Source organism: Lysinibacillus sp. FSL M8-0216, assembly GCF_038595555.1.
GTDB classification, from domain to species: domain Bacteria; phylum Bacillota; class Bacilli; order Bacillales_A; family Planococcaceae; genus Lysinibacillus; species Lysinibacillus fusiformis.
Window position 1 is genome coordinate 3,500,641 of the sequence record NZ_CP152007.1, and the last position, 18,165, is coordinate 3,518,805.

An 18,165-nucleotide genomic window follows, 5' to 3' on the forward strand; every position below is an offset into this window, starting at 1 on the left:
AACACACCCTTATGTATTTTTTCTTTAACAAGACAATGTTTGATTCTAAAAATTCATTTGTTCAATTCTTCATGGTTGAGCATCTTCAAATAAAGAGAATTGGGCGGTTGTCACAATATGTTGTTTCAACCGCTCCATTTTTTAAGTCATTAACAAGAACCACAGCATGATGTTGAGCCGCATGTAGATGATGCTGAACAACTTGTAGAGCCACTGCTTGCTGTTGTTTCTGGAATCGCAGACACCTCGTCTAAATCTAGTAATTCCACTTCTAAATCAAATTCTTTTGTAGTTACTTCCTGCGTATGCATCTCTTTTTTCATCCCTTGTTCCTCCCCATAAATAGTAATTAATTGTTTATACTATTTTTCGAAACCGACTCTACCTCTTCCAAACATTTATTAACAAGAACCACAGCATGATGTTGAACCACATGTTGATGATGCCGAACAACTTGTTGAGCCACTGCTTGCTGTCGTTTCTGGGATCGCTGACACTTCATCCAAATCTAATAATTCCACTTCTAAATCAAATTCTTTTGCATTTACTGTTTGAGTAGTCATCTCTTTTTTCATCTTTAGTTCCTCCTATAAATAATGATTATTTGGTTTCTACAATAAAAACTTAAATTTGTCCAAGTGAATTATTAACAAGAACCACAGCATGATGTTGAACCACATGTTGATGAAGCTGAACAACTTGTTGAGCCACTGCTTGCTGTTGTTTCTGGAATCGCTGACACTTCATCCAAATCTAATAATTCTACTTCTAAATCGAATTCATTTGCACTCAGTTCTTTTTTTCTTAAGTCTTTTTCCATTTTTCTTTTCTCCTTTCATTTATTTACATACACACTATAACTCGAGAATTCTACGGTTATTCATTCCTTTCATACAAACTGCTCCTCTATACTTAGGTGTCCTTGTTAGCTAAATTAGGTGTGCAATTTTCTATCTTAACTGTCAATAAAATTTGTTATTTTCCTGATTGATGGCAATATAAACATGATTGATTTGAATGAAAAAGAACCGCTTAAGCATTTTTCTCAAGCGTTTTTTTCCATCTCGCTATATGAATCCTCACTTAAATCCAATACTTGTAAATATAGAACCATTTAATGGTTACTAGACCTAAGCAGTTAGCTCAATAAAAGAATTAGAAAAGAGGGGAGATTTAATGAAACATTTATATACTTTTGAAAACGAAGAGGATTTCTCCAAATTTCAGGGGATCATCGAGAGACTTACGCAAAATTTATTAAAATTCCAATACGCATTATACAAAATTATGCTTTGAGGGATTTACCAAAAGGTATAGGTTGGACATCCGAAGAATTAGCTACAGCTATATTTTCCCAAATACCTATACCTGCCTTTACAAACAAGGATACGATTTATATTTCTCCTGACTTATCAGGTTGGAGGAAATTATTAGTTAGCCAGTTAGAAGGTCATGAGAATGATCACCCAAGTCTAAAAGAGTTTTATGAAAATATGTTGCAAAATCAATTATTAACGATATTAGGGCATCAATTAGCCCATCATTCAAATTTATTCGTTGATGAGTTCGATGATGAAAGAGAGGACAGCATATGGTTTGAAGAAGGAATGTGTGATTATTTAGCAAGGAAATATTTATTGAATAGCGTTGAATTTAACAAAATTACTGAAATAGAATCAAAAATGATAGAAATATTTAAAACCAAATACGGCAATCATTCCTTGGATGAGTTTAGAAAATTTAGTTATCAGGGAGGTTTAACGAGTATAATGTTTGATTATTGGCGTAGTTTTATGGCTGTCAAGTATTTAATAGAGGTACGTGCAAATCATAATGTGATGGTAGTTTTTGATGAATACCATAAATGGGATAAGGAAGGTAGGAAATTGCCATTAACGCAGTATTTTAACATAGATTCCTTATTCGACTAACGTGTATGATGAAGTTCATACACGCCAGTCCTTTTGGTATAGGGGATTTCTGTCTTACATTGGCTCAAGGTTTTACCTTAGTTACTGATAGATTAAATTTACATAAAAAAGTTCAGCCGGAAAATTATGGCTGAACAATATCTTATGAGGGACCCATTTAAATTACCATTTCACATTATTTTTATGATTTTTTAAATAAACATATTCTGAATTATTAAGGGCTTTCCAACTACTCACAAAATTCAAAAGCAGCATGAAAACTCCAAATAGTACAAATCCGACCATGTAATGACCTGAGAAAAATAAAACAAACGCTGCAACTAATAATGCTATCATCAATATGATAGCTAAAACTTGCCATTTCCCGTACTTCTTTTCATCCACACACTCCACCTCCTAATAATTGAATATTTTGCATATTTAATTATGTATTATTTTACAATTTTTTGATATTTTACACAAACTTCATGGAGGTAGCCTCTTTAAAGGATTCGCCTACTATTGAAACTTACTTCTGACACAATATCTTATTTATCAAATAATAATGAATTCTAGAAAACCAGTAATATAGGACTTCTATTTCAAGCTTTTTCTTCTATCTTATGGGGTCTCAATGTCACTAAATTTCCATTTCCACACCAGATTAACATATATTGTGTTACAATCGCTATACAGAAATATTTAAAACCTTGTAGAAGAAGGAATGAGAATTCTATGAAAATGTTAAGAACGATTTGGGGTATATTATTGTGCATATATGGAGTCGCTTTATATCTAAAATATTTCCAAATTGTCAGTGAAGGATGGAAAATAGTCCTTACTCTATTATCAGGGAGTTTATGTATTTTAGGAATTATATTAATGTTTAAAGCAATACAAAAGAAAGAATGATCGTTACTACAGCTTATCAGAGAATCAAAATTGTAGTTGTTAAAAATAACTACTTTATATTCACGAATAGATTTACAACACCCATCAAACTACTTACTCATTTCTTTAAAGGCTAATGCTGCACTCCCTAAACCATGTAAAAAAACTATCGTAGGATTCTCAGCACTTCCCCAAGTAAAAACATTATCGTTATTCATCTAAATCAATTCTCCCATACTTGACTACTTATAATATTCCATAAATAGAAATAATATATCTTTATTGTAAAGTAACCGCCTTACACTTTTATAACAAATTTTACTAAATTTGGGTTTATAAGTAAGGTGACCCTGGCCCTATCCACAGCTGATGTATCCGCATTGAATTGCTATTCTAATTGTTGCCATTATCCCACATCTTTTCGAGATAATAAAAAGCATCCTATTTTTAATTAAAGGATGCTTTAATAAATTATCGTATATTTATTTGGACTTTATCTTCTTCTTTCTCCATGAAGATACTTATACTTTCTGAAGCCTCCACTACATTATCCGGCATTTCGATAGCAACAAACCCTTTAGCAGTTGATAAAGGGCGCACATTTTCGTGATGTAAATCACCATCCATTAAAGTTAAAGAAATTTCATAATCATATTTGTCGTTAAAAACAGCTTTTATAGACGCTCCATTCCTTGGTTTCATTAACTGATCAGCTTCTGTTCCATTGTTAATAACGTTAAAATTCAGTATTAAAAACTTGTTTCCTTCATTAGCTTCAGTTGAAACCGATTCTCTTATAATAGTCTTGTTAAATTCAAACGACTCCAAAGTAACTTCCCAATCTTCTAATTTAAAAGTTTCACCAATTTGTTTAAGTTCGAATTCTTCATTTTTTTGTTCTTCCTTTGATTCTTCTTCAATCTTTTCGTCTATTTTATCTTTACTTGTTTCATTTGCTAATGAGTTACTTGTAGGATTACTTCCACACCCAGCTAAAAACAGACAGAACATAAATAGATAAATAAATGTTCTTTTCATTAAAATCGCTCCAATACATAAATATACATAATATAGTGAGATTTCACTATACTCTTAAGTTTAAAATAGAATAAACACCCATTAGGTGCTCTTCAACTTACTTGTTGGCATTTTCATTTAAAGCCTCTGGATAAACCATAGTATCAAATACTTTTCCATTTGATTCATCTTTAAAATTTATTGTGACATTATAATCTTCTACGTCCGCACCGTTAAATAATTGATAGTACATACCTGCTAAAGCTAGCCCAAAAGACGCTAATGCATCGAAACTCCCCTCATACTTTTCTTTATTTACTGTGAGTGTAAACTCAGAAAATAATTTGTTATAAGCTACATCATTTATAGAAGCAAAATCTTCGCTTGTTTTAAGTTCTTCTACACTTTTTACAATTCTTTCTTTTAAATCCTTCATCATTTCTTTGTGCTTGGATTTTGACATTTTATAAGTTAAAGAACCATCATCATTCTTAATGACGTCCTTAATTCCACTATTTTTTGCCTCAGAAATAATAGTATCTACGTCTTGCCCCATGTATAATGTAGCTGGTATTGTGACTTCAACATTTAAAAGACCTTTATCAACTTTTAATGGGTCTTCGGATGCTTTATCAGCACCATCTGTTTTCTTACCACTTTCATCACTCTGGTTACAAGCTATTAACAAAATACTTAGTAGCAATGTAAGTGGTATAATAAGAATTTTTTTCATTTTTTTCAATCTCCCTTCTTCACAAATATACATGGATAATGAAGGAATTTCTAATACTATTTTCATATTTATACATTTGTTTAAATCCACAATAACAAATACCTTCAATGATCGACCAACTTCAATAAATCAATGATGGGAGCGTTAGAAGAAAAAAAAAACCGATTTACCTAGAATTCTGCTACTTATGAAGGTGAGCACCTGAAAGTTCAAACTCACTTGGGATGTTAAAATTAGGAAAACAATGAATATCTATGGCATTTATATGAAACATATCACGGACCTTGTTCACACTTTGGGCACCATTTATAAATTAAACAATTTGAATTAAAACAAAAAGCCTTACAACCGTTGTGGCTGTAAGGCTTTGTATGACGTCCCAGGAGGGATTCGAACCCCCGACCGACGGCTTAGAAGGCTGTGGTTACAGGTTTTCTAGCTTTTATACATTTACATAAATCTTGCAATTACAGCCTATTTATCAATCCATCTACTATGTTCCTATTATTCTTTCTTCCTATTTATCTGTTTTTATATTTATTTGGGCACCTCGTGGGCACCAGTTAATATCCATACTGACAACACCTACCAGTATTGATACAATTTTATTGTATTGCCAATATGCTATATGGAAGGAGGAATTAAATTTGAATTTACAAGAACAAATTAGAGATTATTTAAAGCCAGCTGGTAAACAAGTTATTTCACTTGTTGAAGAAGATATTGAATTTCTATCATCCCATATCGAGAGTGATGAAAAAATTATTTCTGCTACAACAAGTTGGAAAAGAGCAACTTTCTTTTTATACTTATTAACCTCGAAAAAGATACTCACATCAGAAAAAATTAAGAAAGAGAAGCATCTCATTTCCTATGATCTGAATGCTATTAGTAACCTAATCGTAAATAGAAAATTCTTATCTGTAGAAGTTATGTTTACTCATCTTAAGAATGAGATAAAAATCAAACTAAACAGCGATGATGCTACAAAAGCTTTTGCAGATGAATTAGAAAACAACTTTGGTATTTCAGAAAAACCAATACCTAAAAAGAAAGAAAAAGAACCTAAAGCGATCAAGCTAAACATGACCATATTGAATGGGAAAGAACAAATAAAAGAAAGTGGTTTTAATTACGTTTTACAACAAACTAAACATGGTTATATAGATATTGTTGTAGATTTCAAAGAACCAGAAACTTTCAAGTTGATTAAATGGGAACGTGTAGAAAATGTCCAAAAGAGTGCTTCTAGTATAGTGGGTTGGACTGTAATCGGTAGTAAATTTGGTAATGCTGGAGCTATTGCAGGAGCTATGGGGGCTAATATCGGGAAGGATAAATCTGTGGCTACTCTATTCCTAAAGCGAGAGAACGGAGAGAAAGTACCTTTAGTCATTAAATGTGATAAGAAGGATCTTGAAAAGCTTTCTTTATTAATTGTTGCTGAAGAGGAAGAGACTACACAAGCAGCTGTCACTCCCCCTCCTACAACATCATCAATTCCTACAGAGGAATTAATCAAATTAAAAGAACTCTTAGATGTAGGTATTCTAACTCAAGAAGAATTTGATGCAAAGAAAAAGCAATTATTGGGTATCTAAATCCCTAAGTGATTTGCTAAGTTTGAACAATTTTCATTTTCTCATATACTTGGTTTACATATACTAATTCGTTAGGTATATGTACTGTATTAAATTCTTGTTCGGTACGTGTGAGGAATGCTATTAAGAATTCATCTAGAGAGTCGTATTTTAATAGATCGATACCATGATTGTTTCTTATTTCTTCAAACATTGATGTAAAAGATGTTAAAGAACGTGGTTTTTCTTTTGTTTCATTCATATGCTCCTCCTAATTTGAGGACATCCACTTGGTATCATTATAATATTATGATACAATATTCAATAGTTATTTATGGGTGGATGTCACTCGGTTATTACCGCATTTCAAGCTGCAACTTGATATGTGGTTTTTTATTTTTCATTAACATTTCGCAAAATGTTGCTCCTCTCATTTACATTGCCAATAATCCTTGTTCTTCTAAAATTTTATTTATAAAGTAAACTTGTCCCTTACCAGTAATTTTCGGAGTACGAGTTTTCTTCATTTCACCATTGCTTCCTGTTCGAAGCCCATGCTTCACAACAATCACACCTAATTCTAAACTACGTTGAGTAGGCATATTCCACATCTCACCTTTTTGTTTGCAAAGGTAGCCGTTTTCACGCAACCATTTAAACAATCTAACCTCACCAATATTAACACCTTTTTGTCTTAAAACTGTTGCTAAATCTTTTACAAGTACTGTATCCTCAGATACTTCAACTGCATCTGCGTATACAACTTTAGGTCTTTGGATTTCTATGGTTCTAAGAGCCTTTTCTTTTTCTTCTCTTTCCTTTTTCAAAGTAGTTAGAAGTTGTATACCGAACTCTGGATCATTAATGATATTATCAATTGTTTGTGTTGTCATATACGCACCGTGTTTACGGATGGAAGGTAAAACTTCATCAAAAACCCAAGACTCGAACTGTTCAGAGTTTGGTAATTTCGAATTTGTAATTAAACGATATAAATTACTCTCTGAAATAAATTTAGCCTTTTGTTTTCTTCCTAGCGAATCAATGACCTCGTGAAATGCGACCCCATCCTTTTTAGTATGTCTGGAAATTGCATCAGATGTGTTAGAGTATCCTAACATCTTCGCTGTAGCAGTCGCCCCGAAATAAGGTTTGTCGCCAACTTGAATTAATGGTAGCTCACCAAAAAATTGGTGATTGAACGTTTGTAATTCACTCATTAAATTGCCTCCTTTAATTTTAAATAAAATCTTCTATTCTTTTTCCGAGAGCATTGACAATTTTCCCTACAGTGTGTAATCGTGGAACTACATATCCTCTTTCCATGTTTGAAACTACATTTTTACTAAGACCTGCTTTAAGCGATAGTTCATGGGCACTTAAACCTTGATTAGCTCGTTCTAAAATAATTTTCTCTAAATTCACCTTAGGTGTCACTAACATATAATCACCTCCTAATGTTCCCGTTTTGTCCACAAATTAAATATATATCCCATTTCGTCCTTTGTCAACGGAATTTGCCCACATTGGGAAAAATTATTGATATTATCTTTTTAGGAGGCGATTTTTTATGGCTTTTGGAAAACGATTACGCCTATTGAGAAACGAAAAAAATCTAACTCTACGTGAATTAGAGGAACAAACAGGCATCACTTATTCAGCACTTGGTAAATACGAACGGGATGAACGCCAACCCGACTTTGATACACTCGAGAAGTTAGCAGACCATTTCGGTGTTTCAATTGATTGGTTATTAGCGAGAACAGATTTACGAACATATGATGAGCAGGTTTTTTATGATGACGTAAACCATCTAGCAGAAAAACTGACTACATTAGAGCCTAAAAAAAGAAGACTCATTGTAAATACAATTGATCAACTCTACTTAATCATCAATAGCTCTATTGACGATGACAGGAGTTTGTTTATTATGAAAAAGATTATTGATCAATTATTTTTTATGCAAAACGGTATAGAAAATTACAAATTTGAAAAATTACTTGATATTAATAATCCAGTTAGTGTATTAGACTTCATGTCTAACCATAAAAATGAAATGAATAATCTATTAGATGCATTTTTGAAAATTCATTTAGAAAATATAGCAGAGCGTAAACAAAAATCCACTCCACCTCAAGAAAATGATGATAATCTTATTTAATTGAGGTTGGCGATAAATTCGTCATTATTTTCCTTTCATAACTTATTTTTTTAATCACTCCTATCAGTATTCTGGTATGCTTATACATTTATTGTTAACTGCTTCCTGGATGGAGGCAGTTTTTTAAAAAACAAAAAACCCCAAATTTAAGTGGATTATCATTTGATAACCACGTTAAATTTGGGGTAAACCCATTGACAGAATATTCAACTTTAATACTTTAAATAATATATTGAGCTTCTCTCATTTCACACAATTAAAAAAGCTATCTCTTTTCAAAATTTATAATTGCTTTTGTAACTAAATATAGTAAAACATATTTACATTTAAAAAACAACTACTATTTCCTTACAAAAAAGTCTAGCATTGCATAATTACTTTGCTAGTCTTTTATCTTATTAAACATACTAGGTATATTTATAATTTTTTTAATTCTAGTTTTTAGTGACTAATACTTGATCAGCTTTAACCCATTCTGCACCTAAATTGTACCAACCGTCTTTAGCTGCATGCACTTTATAAGTTCCCGGTGCTAATTGACGTTTAATTGCTCCATTAGGAGTGCTATACGTATTAATCGTGGATGTAACTGTTGCATGGTGATTAGCAATAGTTCCGTAAGCATTGTGGATATAGCCAGATCCAATATTATAGTATAGAGTTCCATCAGCCGAATATTCTCTTTGACCATACACTTTGTATTTTCCACCAGCTTCAAGTTGACCGATAATTTCATATCCAACATTTTTGAACACATTTGCTTTCTGAGTAATTGTAATCGTTGCCCAAGTTCCATCATAAGTATGGTAGCTAACTGTTGGCTTGTCCCCGTTTAAATAAGGCATAGGGTCTACTGCCTCTGATTGAGACACCCGTGCTTTTTCATATATTTCAAAGTGCACGTGTTGACCAGTTGAACTCCCACTGTTCCCCATAACACCAATTTTATCACCTTGATTTACAGTTTGACCAACAGAGACACTAATAGATTGTAAATGAGCATAAAGTGTATCATATGTTTTCCCATCAATACTGTGTCGAACTATTACATAGTTTCCATAACCGCCATTACATGTATTACCAATAGAACCATTATTAGAACAACCACCAACGGCTTTGTTAATTACACCCGCAGTAGAAGCGTGTACAGGTACATTAGAGCTGCTATTTGCAATGTCAACTCCATAATGCATTGAACCACTTCTCATGCCATAAAGGCTTGTATAAATACCTTCAGCCGGTTTTATAAATACCTGTTTCATCGAACATCCTCCTTTTTTGAACTTTCAATATTTTAGTAGTATTAGATTGAATAATAAATTTATATTCTGAAAATAATACTGAGTTAATAGACTAAGCCCATTACCAATTAAGTTAATGGGCTTAAATTTTTTAATTTCTTTCCTCTATAACATAGTGATTCTTTTAAAATATGTTTTAATTAAGTGTTGTTACTTCATTATTCATGGCACCAGCTAAGCCCTGAAGTACTCGAGATGCCCCAGCATTTGCTTTGAAACCAACATGAGCTGACGCAACATAATATGGGCTAGCTAAAGATGTTCCTGACTTCGCTTTAATTGCATTCCCGATAGTCGTATTAACCAAAGTATGATCTCCATTCCAAGTCATTGAATAGAGATAGGATGTGACAGAAATCGGATCGTTAGCATCTTGATAAGCAAGATTTAAGAAGCCACCTGAACCTGTACGACCTGCGCTATCCGTCTCACCATCTTTCGCAAATGAACCTTCCTTATAGTCAGATACTCCAGCTGGTTTTTGGTAGTCATACCATTTCTTCGCTTCTGCTAGCCAACCATTCGCTTCAGTTGCTCCCAATGCAACAAAATTTGGTCCACCTATTTCATATGCTTGATTAGAATAAGCTGTAAATGTTTTATAATAATTGGCTAATTCTGTAGCAACTGATGAACATACATGAGTAGGTAAAGCAACCACTTGCCTTAACTGTGGAGCTTTAGTAGATAGCTCTAGCTCTGCACAACGATATGCTCTAGCTGCAAAATTAAGCCCCATCACAATTAATGAATTATATCCTGCCGCTGGGAAGTAACCTCTTACCTGGTTAACACTAGAAGGGTTTCCGTCTTTGTGAATACCTGCCCCCATAGGTAAACATAATTCAGTTAGACCATTATTCAGTCGGGTATTACCAAACTTAGTACGTAAGCTAGTCGCTAATTTATTAAAGAAAGCATTAAATTTAGAGTAAGTTTCATTCCCTGCCCCTTTAATAGCGGTATGAATAAAGAATTTAGCTCCAAGTTGGATAATTATTCCATTCAAAGCGAAACAAGCGTGGTTTGTACCCTTGAAGTAATTGTGAGTTGAAACAACAGTTCGGTAATCCACATCAAGTTTTCCTTGATCTATACGCATAGCAAACTCATTGTCTAATAACGTAGTACTTAAATAAGTGTTTAAATAAGTTAGTAATTGTGTTCTTGTTACATTTGTTGTACCAGCTTGAGAGTAATCAAATTTCCCTGCATTTGCTAAAGCGTACGCTGAATAAAGACCCATAGGACCTAAACCACCTGCTGGTCCACCTGCTTTATAATTCACAATATTAAATGCATACCTACTTAAAATGCGATGAATTCGTGCTAATATGTTTGTTCGCACTGTGGATGATGACGCATTTGGGTAAAGAGCAGTTAAAAAGAGTAATTGACTTCCAGCTCGTTGAATTTGTACTTCAGTCGATGGATCATTGACGAAAATCCCATGAAAGTCGGCACGATTATCAGCTCCAACAGGATCTGCTGGTAGTCGACTAGCTCCTGTTCCCATTAAATTTGTAAAAATCTTCTCTGCTTCTGTTTTGACTGTAAATGCCAAAGATATCATCCCCTTATGTTTTTATAAAAAGCTCCCTTTACTAAGAACATTTGTTCTTATTTTAATTATAGAACAAATGTTCTTATTTATCAAGGCAATTTATTCATTTAAAGTTAAATAAAAGAAAAAATAGTTGATTGGAGCTTGTAATCAAGAATTACATAATAATAAAAACAAAAACCCAGACTCAAAATTAATTGAGTATCTGAGCTTCGTTGTTAGAAATTACGTTGTTCAAATATAATCTTCAATCCTTCAAATTTAACATTTCCCACCCCTTCACAGAACATACGTTCTTTATTTGGCATAAAAAAATAGCCAAGTAGGCAAATTTATTATTTATCAAACTCTATGACTAACACTGTTTCATCCTACACTTTTCCCCGTTATGAAGTAAATGACTTATCCCAAGATAGATTTTCATCAACACTTTTTTACGAATAACATAAATCATCTGCTGGCTGTAATTCATTTCTTGTGCTACCTTAACTATTGTCCATCCATTTATGTATCTAAAGTTTATAAATGTAACTTCTTTTTTTGGCAATATACTTAACAATTCATCAATACATATTGCTATTCTTTGATCTATAGTCAATTCCCCTACTCTTTCTTTACTAATGTAAGGGTACATTTTTAGATGTTCTTCTACTAATTTATCAACTTCACGAGCGTTCGTTTTCATATCCATTTTCCCCTTGCCCTATATGTTTGCCCTTTTTGATTTATCCTCTGGTTAGCCCTTATTCCTGGATCTTGAGTTCTTAAGTTCATTTGTTAAATTAACAATAGCAATTTCTATGTTTTTCATACTCTTGTCCAATTTAACAAGTAAAAATGTAGAAACAACAACTGGAAAGCCCAATTCCATTATTGATTTAGATAACTCTACATACTCCATGTAAACCACCTCCACGAGAACATAAGTTCTCTTTTACTTAACTTTATTATACTGTATACTTAATATTATTTTCAAATTTTTACATTTAAGGGAGAGATAATGTGAGCCCAGAACAAATTACACAGATTTATTCGTTTTACTTCTTAACAACACCAATTTTAGTAAGATTAATTGTATTTAATTTTATTTTTAAAGAACACAAACATTTAATGGTTATTTTATTGGATTCATTTGTTTTAATATCAACAACTATTTGGTTAATACTGGTTAGGGATGTAATATTACCTCTACCTTCAATAACTTTAAACAGTTCTATTGTACTTTATATAATTTTGATTATTGACATAGCTTTTAATTTCAAACGATTAAAAAAAGCAAAAGCACTTAATTAATCATTAAGTGCTTTTCTTTTATTTATTTTGGATAAGTGATATATTTAGCAACTGTTGGCGCTGAAGTGTAAGTACCACCACTAAATGAATTACCAAATTTATCTTTATAAGGTTTTTGAACAAACTTGACTACTGTTTGTACTCCCCCGATAACAGGTGTATAGGTTGTCGTCAGAGTATCACCTGCTCGTGGGTTAGGGAATGTAATTTTTGTTGAAGCAGCTTGTCTTGTACCAAAGAATATAGAAAGAACCGAACCCAACATCGAAGCATACATTCCAATACCTGTGATAGCTCCTAATAGGAATAGTTCACCATCTTCAACTTTTTTCACATCCGCTGCTTTGTATGTGTATTTTTTTTCCTTTACAGCTTTTAAGAATACATTGCGATAAATAAAGTCGTACGTTTGACCATTGTTAGACTTAATATGAACTTTATATTCCCCAAAGTACGGAACTTCAAATGTGAAAGATCCCTTTTTATCATCTTGTTTATATGTCTTAGAATAAACAATTTGGCCATCTCCAGGACGTTGGATGTCAATACGACCATTATAACCAATACCACCACTACGACTCCATGATACTTTTAAACTCTTCTCCCCTGTTTGTGAAACGCTTAAATTAAAATCAGTATTTCCATTATTAATTGACATAAATAATTTCCTCCTTGTGTTGTTTAATTGGTACATTTTAATAATAGACCTTCTAGAATAAACAAAACTCTTCAAAAAATACATAATTATTCCAGTAAATATCTATCAAAACTCTATATAAGCAAAAAAATAACCAGGTACTCATTCGAGCGCCTGGTTATTGTTTATATGATTTATCAATAGTTGTTCAACCTTTGTTTTCAAAGCCATATTAGCATACCGAAGTACTACATCATCCCCAGCAGTAGCAACCTGTACATCACTAAAATACTCGTCTATAGTCGTCCATCCGACGACTCGTATCTTTTGCTGAGATAACTGCCTCTTGAGCTCAAAATACTCCTGTCGTAGTTCTTTTAATAAAGAATCCATTAATGGCACAAAGACTTTTTTCATTTTAAATCGCTCTACTTTTAAGTAATCAACCTGTAACGACTTTATTGCTAGTTCTATTAATAAGTATTTGTGTACCATCTTTCGTTGTTCTGGATTAATCATCCTCGTCAACCAACGCTGCTTTTTGTATTAGATCAAATGAAATTCGTTTTAACGATAAATCTGTATCTAATAGTAACTCTTTTTTGTACGTATCAGTACCAGTTACCAGCCCTGTATGGTCATGTAGTTTATTATGGTCCCACAGCGTTAATTTTTACCAATTTCCTCAATTTAAACGCTCGCTGTATAGTTTGCTCTATCTCCTCTAATTCCCACTCAGTTAAGTCACGCTTTTTATCATGGTATTGCTCTTTTTTCCATTCCTTCAACTGAACTAAATGCTCAGGCAGCATCAATGATGTCCATTTCATATTCCCACGATCATGTAACATACAAATCACTCTCCATTATTAATCGATATCTGAAATTTTTAGGATATCTAAGAAATGTACTTTGTGAATATTCATGTACTTATCTTTAATATGGATTAATTTAGTGTTTGCATCCATTTTTGTGACGGTCCCTGATAGCGGATCTTCCTGTTTATAGATAGCGAATGTTTTTGTCTGATTACCCTGCATTGCTTCAGTTAGGGCGCTTGCAATTTCCTCTAAATCAAATTCATCTCGATCTGGATGTTTTGGTTCTTTCTTTTTAGTAGGTGTTTTAGGTTTAGCGGCCATTGTCATCTCTCCTTTTTCAGAACGTTTGTTTGTATATATTATAGAACTAACGTTCTGTTTTAGGCAATAAAAAATTGCCCAGGCTCAAAATTTATTGAGTACCTGGGCTTTATGGACAAATATACAACTATTAACAATGTTTATTTTTACTTATAACAAATCAAATTAAGGCCACATTATAGCATGCTTTTTCTATAAAATAAATAACTAGCCCAATAAGGGCTAGTTTAATTAATTTTAATCATCTTCAATGGCTCCATATTTTAAAACAAGGCTATCAAAAAGTTTTGAGTAATCTTCATCAGATATAATCTCACATTTAAGAAGATGTCCTAACGTTTCCTTTAACCTCTTTTTATACTCGTAATGTTGTTGGTCTGGTATATCTGCTGTTTCATCATCTACTTCGTCAACTAGAGCATAATATTTTTCTCTAATCATTGTGTAAAAGTTTCGACCATCTTTAAGAGATTTAAGTTCATCGACAGTAAAAGAAATTATTGGTAGTTGGTCACTATACATTATTTTTTTCCTTTTACCTTCTCCATACCTCCATGCATAGCCCCCCATGCCTAAAATAGAGATAAAAACACCAAAATTAGCACCCCTTGTAGGGATAATTTCTGCTAGCTTAGTTACCATACCAACATCTATAGAGCTTGACTTCTTATTTTTACATTCACATATTATCTTAGGGCCAATGTTCTGTAGCATAAAAGGAGGTTGCGCCTTTTCACTAAACCGAGCTTCTATGTCTGTTTCATTATCACCCGGTCGCTTATTTTTAGTTACACTAACATCTTGAAATCTATTGAATAAAAATACTGTGAAATCTTCTAGTACCCGCCCTTTTTTCCAATTAAGATTTCGAGGCCAGCTCTTGCTCGCCTCAATTTCATTTAAATACTCATCAAACTTTACAATTGCATCATCATCATCATGAATCTGTTTCCAAAATATGTGATCAAACTCGGGTCCATCTAACTGGCTCAATAATAAAGATAAGTCTGTGTAAGATTTAATACTAATGTTGGTCATTTGTGTAAATCCCCCGTTTAAAACCTACTTTCGCATTTTTCCAATTATATTGAGAACCACACTGATCGCAAAAATGATTTGTGTCTGCCTTATAATATTCTTCTAATGAATCGAACCAAATAGGATGACTGTATTCTTCGTTTAAACAATCAACCCTTATAATCAATCGGAGTTTGTTCTCTTTAAAGAGTTCGATAAGTATCTCTTCAGCAAAATCTATTTGCAAAGAAGTTGCTCTTGCGAATTTAGTTTTAGTTAATACATCACTCGGCCTTAGTGAGAGGAGTTCGTTCTCTACTTTCTGTATCACCAAGGGCGGCAACTTGTATTTTGTTCCTATACTCGTTAAGTCTACGGATAACAATGTTAACCACCTCCTCATCAATGAAAGTGTTTGTTCCTCTAATTAAATAAGCCTCAGTACCTTGCTCCACTAAAAATTTATGCAATCGCTCATTTTGTTTCAGGTTAACACCTAAAAGATCAATGTCACCATCTTGTCTTGACTTTCTAGCTGCTTGAGCTGCGTGTCCTGCAAGACCTTCTTCTGTTGATTCTACACTAATTATATGCGTAACACCATCCGAACGTTGCTTAAATATTGTAAATGAATTTTCTTGCTCTACTTCTGCAGGATACACTTCCATTAATTGAGATTCAAAAGAAATCTGTATATCTTGCATTAATTTGTTTGATAGTGCTGGTGCATAATCTATATCTATACCTGCTTCTTTTAAAATAGAAGATGCAAAATCCGCTATTTTTTCTTGAGCATTAAAGGACGCAGCTGTGATTTTTGGGTTGTTGTGACCAGTTGCCTCTTCAGCAAATTCATATAGTGCTTGGGGAATCCATCTTGGAGCAATTATGTGTACTTCCCCTATGTACTCTTTTACTTTATCAAAGAACATACTAGCAATTGGTGTCCAATCATATCTATCCTTCCTCACTCCATTTACATTTTGTAAGTTACTTGTAGGATTAAATATTATCTTCACGTCTTTTGTATTCTCAAAGAATACACAATGGCAAAAGAAAATCTTTTTATATAAGCGCGAAGATCCGTCTATTCTAGATCCTGTTACCTCACACGGAGAAACAAATGAAAAAGTGTAAGCACCATTCATTTCATTGCGATGTACGCCTACTAAAGTTATATCCGTTAGATTTGGCATCACTGTCGAGAAATCTTCTGATTCATTGTCAGGATCAATATCCCAGACTTTTAACTCAATGTGATTCTCTCTGTTTACATAAATATTATGCAATAAACCAACTTTAATTTTTTCTTGAAGATTGTAAACAAAAGTATAATTATTCCCATCAATTTGATGAAGAGATAGCCATTCGTCTAACGCTACTTCCGGGATAGTCGGTCCTAAAAAACCAGCATCATTAACTGCTTCATTAAGCACTTTTGCCATTCCGTCTCTGGATGATTTCCTAGGTAATTTGTACTTATCAAATAAAATTTGATAGTGTTTGTATTGAGTGTACTTATCTAATATGTTCTCTATATTTCTCCAATTCAATACTTTCCCCCCCTACATTATCTAAATTTATTATGCCAAATTTTTGGTTAATTGTATATTTCTTTCGGAAACGTTTTTAAGGACGTCCGGATATATATATTATTTTTTATTTTCATTAATTGCATCCTTTGTCTAAAATATATTGCAATAATAAAAAATTAAAAGTGTATGGTGGAATTCTTTCGTGTAGTTTTGGTCAAATTCTCTCACATTAAAGTACATAGGTTTTCTTTTTTACCGATAAAAAATGCCCAAGCTCAAAATAATTGAGTACCTGGGCTTTTTTTCTTACTTTTATTTATATGGATTGTATGTTTTTTAATTGGTCCTTGTAATCCCAATTTTGCGGTTTCTTATCTTCATTAAACCATTCACAGTTGTTTTCAATCCAATTATTTCGAAATTCCTCATATGATATACCTTCACTCATATCATCAAATCCAAATTGGAAACCACAACACCCGCATATTTCAAAAGATGGATTTGAAAATTCATTGTAAGGCTGTTTTTCTAACCCTTCAAAACCACAAACAGGACAGATATTCGACACCTAAAATCACACCTTTCTATTGTCTATCATAATATTTCTTGCCATCTTTAGGTTTAAAGAAAGTTTTAAGATACCCATCACTTCCTAAAACTGCAAATTCATTAGTAGATTTATTGTAAAAAACTCTATCTCCATCACTTCTTTTTTTACTTAGAACATCATCACTGTCTGAACCTATTAAATCTTGCGCAAGTTCTAAGTACTCACTTTGAGAAATATTACCAAACTCTTTACCATGTTTCTTGTAATGTTCTTTTAAAAGGTCTGTGGATTTAAAAGCTAATTTTCTTACTGCTGCTTTTATAGCTTCTTTAGAAAGCCATCTTAATGCAGCTCTAACTCCAACACTAATAATCGCTGCTATTACTACTGGTATTACAGAAGCATGTAGCTCAGTAGTGTTAAGATCCATAGTTTCACCAGTCTCTGAATCTACTAATGTTGCTATAAGTTTATCTTCATCATATTGATGTACATTTACAAAATAACTTTTATCTACTTGTTCATTATTATCATCCAAATAACTTACGTCAACACTTACATTATTTTCATCACTAGCTACAACAGAAGTATTAACAGTAGAAGATTCATTTTCAACTGTTAGATCTACTTTAACTTCTCCTTCATTGTACTCACCAACTACATTTACTTTCTCTAACAATTCTTGACCTAATTTTTCCCCAATAATTTCATTAGTAATTTCTTGTAGGTTTGAAGATTGATCTATATTTGCACTAGCTTGGGGACTATCAATAAATAAAGTCATAATTAAACAAAACGTCAAATAGAATAAGAAACCTTTTTTAAACAAAACTA

The 18,165-nt window shown here is 32.7% G+C and carries 25 protein-coding genes; 3 read left to right on the forward strand and 22 right to left on the reverse strand.

What is annotated here, in order from left to right; all coding sequences use genetic code 11:
* Positions 1-149 precede the first annotated feature (149 nt).
* The 3 genes from MKX57_RS17215 to MKX57_RS17225 form a co-directional block, all read right to left on the reverse strand.
* Positions 150-323 carry a thiazolylpeptide-type bacteriocin gene (locus MKX57_RS17215; protein WP_008179397.1) on the reverse strand — a complete coding sequence of 58 codons (174 nt, stop codon included), beginning with the start codon at positions 321-323 and terminating at the stop codon, positions 150-152.
* Between the two features lie 78 nt (positions 324-401).
* Positions 402-575 (reverse strand): thiazolylpeptide-type bacteriocin, encoded by a 174-nt coding sequence (locus MKX57_RS17220; RefSeq protein WP_008179395.1) that lies wholly within the window; start codon positions 573-575, stop codon positions 402-404.
* A 71-nt stretch (positions 576-646) separates the two neighbouring features.
* A complete protein-coding gene (locus MKX57_RS17225) occupies positions 647-820 on the reverse strand; it encodes a thiazolylpeptide-type bacteriocin (protein ID WP_008179393.1) in 174 nt (57 codons plus the stop codon).
* A gap of 472 nt (positions 821-1,292) precedes the next feature.
* On the opposite strand from MKX57_RS17225, the gene MKX57_RS17230 reads away from it, so the two are divergent.
* Positions 1,293-1,931: a hypothetical protein gene (locus tag MKX57_RS17230; RefSeq protein WP_342550440.1), complete on the forward strand. Its 639-nt coding sequence runs from the start codon at positions 1,293-1,295 to the stop codon at positions 1,929-1,931.
* Between the two features lie 162 nt (positions 1,932-2,093).
* Here MKX57_RS17230 and MKX57_RS17235 read toward each other — a convergent pair whose 3' ends face one another.
* The 3 genes from MKX57_RS17235 to MKX57_RS17245 all read right to left on the reverse strand — a co-directional run bounded on the left by MKX57_RS17235 (position 2,094) and on the right by MKX57_RS17245 (position 4,551).
* Complete coding sequence (locus MKX57_RS17235; protein ID WP_089987122.1) at positions 2,094-2,315, reverse strand: hypothetical protein; 222 nt, start codon at positions 2,313-2,315, stop codon at positions 2,094-2,096.
* Positions 2,316-3,272: 957 nt separating this feature from the next.
* Positions 3,273-3,839 carry a DUF4352 domain-containing protein gene (locus MKX57_RS17240; protein ID WP_342530304.1) on the reverse strand — a complete coding sequence of 189 codons (567 nt, stop codon included), beginning with the start codon at positions 3,837-3,839 and terminating at the stop codon, positions 3,273-3,275.
* A 97-nt stretch (positions 3,840-3,936) separates the two neighbouring features.
* The gene (locus MKX57_RS17245) at positions 3,937-4,551 is read right to left on the reverse strand and encodes a hypothetical protein (RefSeq protein WP_239355026.1); all 615 of its coding nucleotides are present in this window, start codon (positions 4,549-4,551) and stop codon (positions 3,937-3,939) included.
* Between the two features lie 647 nt (positions 4,552-5,198).
* On the opposite strand from MKX57_RS17245, the gene MKX57_RS17250 reads away from it, so the two are divergent.
* Entirely contained in the window at positions 5,199-6,152 is a 954-nt protein-coding gene (locus MKX57_RS17250) for an SHOCT domain-containing protein (protein WP_342550441.1), read from the forward strand.
* A 16-nt stretch (positions 6,153-6,168) separates the two neighbouring features.
* On the opposite strand, the gene MKX57_RS17255 is transcribed toward MKX57_RS17250, so the two are convergent.
* From MKX57_RS17255 to MKX57_RS17265, 3 genes are all read right to left on the reverse strand, one after another.
* On the reverse strand, positions 6,169-6,393 hold the full coding sequence (locus MKX57_RS17255; protein WP_342550442.1) for a hypothetical protein: 225 nt from the start codon (positions 6,391-6,393) through the stop codon (positions 6,169-6,171).
* Between the two features lie 172 nt (positions 6,394-6,565).
* Positions 6,566-7,351, reverse strand: coding sequence for a phage antirepressor KilAC domain-containing protein (locus MKX57_RS17260; RefSeq protein WP_342550443.1), 786 nt, complete (start codon positions 7,349-7,351; stop codon positions 6,566-6,568).
* Positions 7,352-7,370: 19 nt separating this feature from the next.
* Positions 7,371-7,574: a helix-turn-helix transcriptional regulator gene (locus MKX57_RS17265; protein ID WP_342550444.1), complete on the reverse strand. Its 204-nt coding sequence runs from the start codon at positions 7,572-7,574 to the stop codon at positions 7,371-7,373.
* Between the two features lie 127 nt (positions 7,575-7,701).
* On the opposite strand from MKX57_RS17265, the gene MKX57_RS17270 reads away from it, so the two are divergent.
* Positions 7,702-8,292, forward strand: coding sequence for a helix-turn-helix domain-containing protein (locus tag MKX57_RS17270; protein ID WP_342550445.1), 591 nt, complete (start codon positions 7,702-7,704; stop codon positions 8,290-8,292).
* A 434-nt stretch (positions 8,293-8,726) separates the two neighbouring features.
* On the opposite strand, the gene MKX57_RS17275 is transcribed toward MKX57_RS17270, so the two are convergent.
* From MKX57_RS17275 to MKX57_RS17335, 13 genes are all read right to left on the reverse strand, one after another.
* Complete coding sequence (locus MKX57_RS17275) at positions 8,727-9,554, reverse strand: M23 family metallopeptidase (protein ID WP_342550446.1); 828 nt, start codon at positions 9,552-9,554, stop codon at positions 8,727-8,729.
* A gap of 175 nt (positions 9,555-9,729) precedes the next feature.
* Positions 9,730-11,166, reverse strand: a complete 1,437-nt coding sequence (locus MKX57_RS17280) for a calcium-binding protein (RefSeq protein ID WP_342550447.1) — start codon at positions 11,164-11,166, stop codon at positions 9,730-9,732.
* 346 nt (positions 11,167-11,512) lie between these two features.
* Positions 11,513-11,842: a hypothetical protein gene (locus tag MKX57_RS17285; protein WP_342550448.1), complete on the reverse strand. Its 330-nt coding sequence runs from the start codon at positions 11,840-11,842 to the stop codon at positions 11,513-11,515.
* A 51-nt stretch (positions 11,843-11,893) separates the two neighbouring features.
* Positions 11,894-12,058, reverse strand: coding sequence for a YvrJ family protein (locus tag MKX57_RS17290; protein WP_342550449.1), 165 nt, complete (start codon positions 12,056-12,058; stop codon positions 11,894-11,896).
* Between the two features lie 414 nt (positions 12,059-12,472).
* Positions 12,473-13,108: a hypothetical protein gene (locus MKX57_RS17295; protein ID WP_025114447.1), complete on the reverse strand. Its 636-nt coding sequence runs from the start codon at positions 13,106-13,108 to the stop codon at positions 12,473-12,475.
* A gap of 141 nt (positions 13,109-13,249) precedes the next feature.
* Complete coding sequence (locus tag MKX57_RS17300) at positions 13,250-13,606, reverse strand: aconitate hydratase (RefSeq protein ID WP_342550450.1); 357 nt, start codon at positions 13,604-13,606, stop codon at positions 13,250-13,252.
* A gap of 131 nt (positions 13,607-13,737) precedes the next feature.
* Positions 13,738-13,938: a YolD-like family protein gene (locus MKX57_RS17305; RefSeq protein ID WP_342550451.1), complete on the reverse strand. Its 201-nt coding sequence runs from the start codon at positions 13,936-13,938 to the stop codon at positions 13,738-13,740.
* An 18-nt stretch (positions 13,939-13,956) separates the two neighbouring features.
* On the reverse strand, positions 13,957-14,229 hold the full coding sequence (locus MKX57_RS17310) for a YolD-like family protein (RefSeq protein WP_342550452.1): 273 nt from the start codon (positions 14,227-14,229) through the stop codon (positions 13,957-13,959).
* Positions 14,230-14,466: 237 nt separating this feature from the next.
* Positions 14,467-15,267: a restriction endonuclease gene (locus MKX57_RS17315; protein ID WP_342550453.1), complete on the reverse strand. Its 801-nt coding sequence runs from the start codon at positions 15,265-15,267 to the stop codon at positions 14,467-14,469.
* The gene (locus MKX57_RS17320; RefSeq protein ID WP_342550454.1) at positions 15,254-15,493 is read right to left on the reverse strand and encodes a hypothetical protein; all 240 of its coding nucleotides are present in this window, start codon (positions 15,491-15,493) and stop codon (positions 15,254-15,256) included. The genes MKX57_RS17315 and MKX57_RS17320 overlap by 14 nt, the downstream gene beginning before the upstream one ends.
* 37 nt (positions 15,494-15,530) lie before the next feature.
* Positions 15,531-16,799, reverse strand: coding sequence for a hypothetical protein (locus tag MKX57_RS17325; protein WP_342550455.1), 1,269 nt, complete (start codon positions 16,797-16,799; stop codon positions 15,531-15,533).
* A gap of 298 nt (positions 16,800-17,097) precedes the next feature.
* A complete protein-coding gene (locus MKX57_RS17330; RefSeq protein WP_342550456.1) occupies positions 17,098-17,349 on the reverse strand; it encodes a hypothetical protein in 252 nt (83 codons plus the stop codon).
* A gap of 16 nt (positions 17,350-17,365) precedes the next feature.
* Complete coding sequence (locus tag MKX57_RS17335) at positions 17,366-18,160, reverse strand: SAR2788 family putative toxin (RefSeq protein WP_342550457.1); 795 nt, start codon at positions 18,158-18,160, stop codon at positions 17,366-17,368.
* Positions 18,161-18,165: the final 5 nt, after the last annotated feature.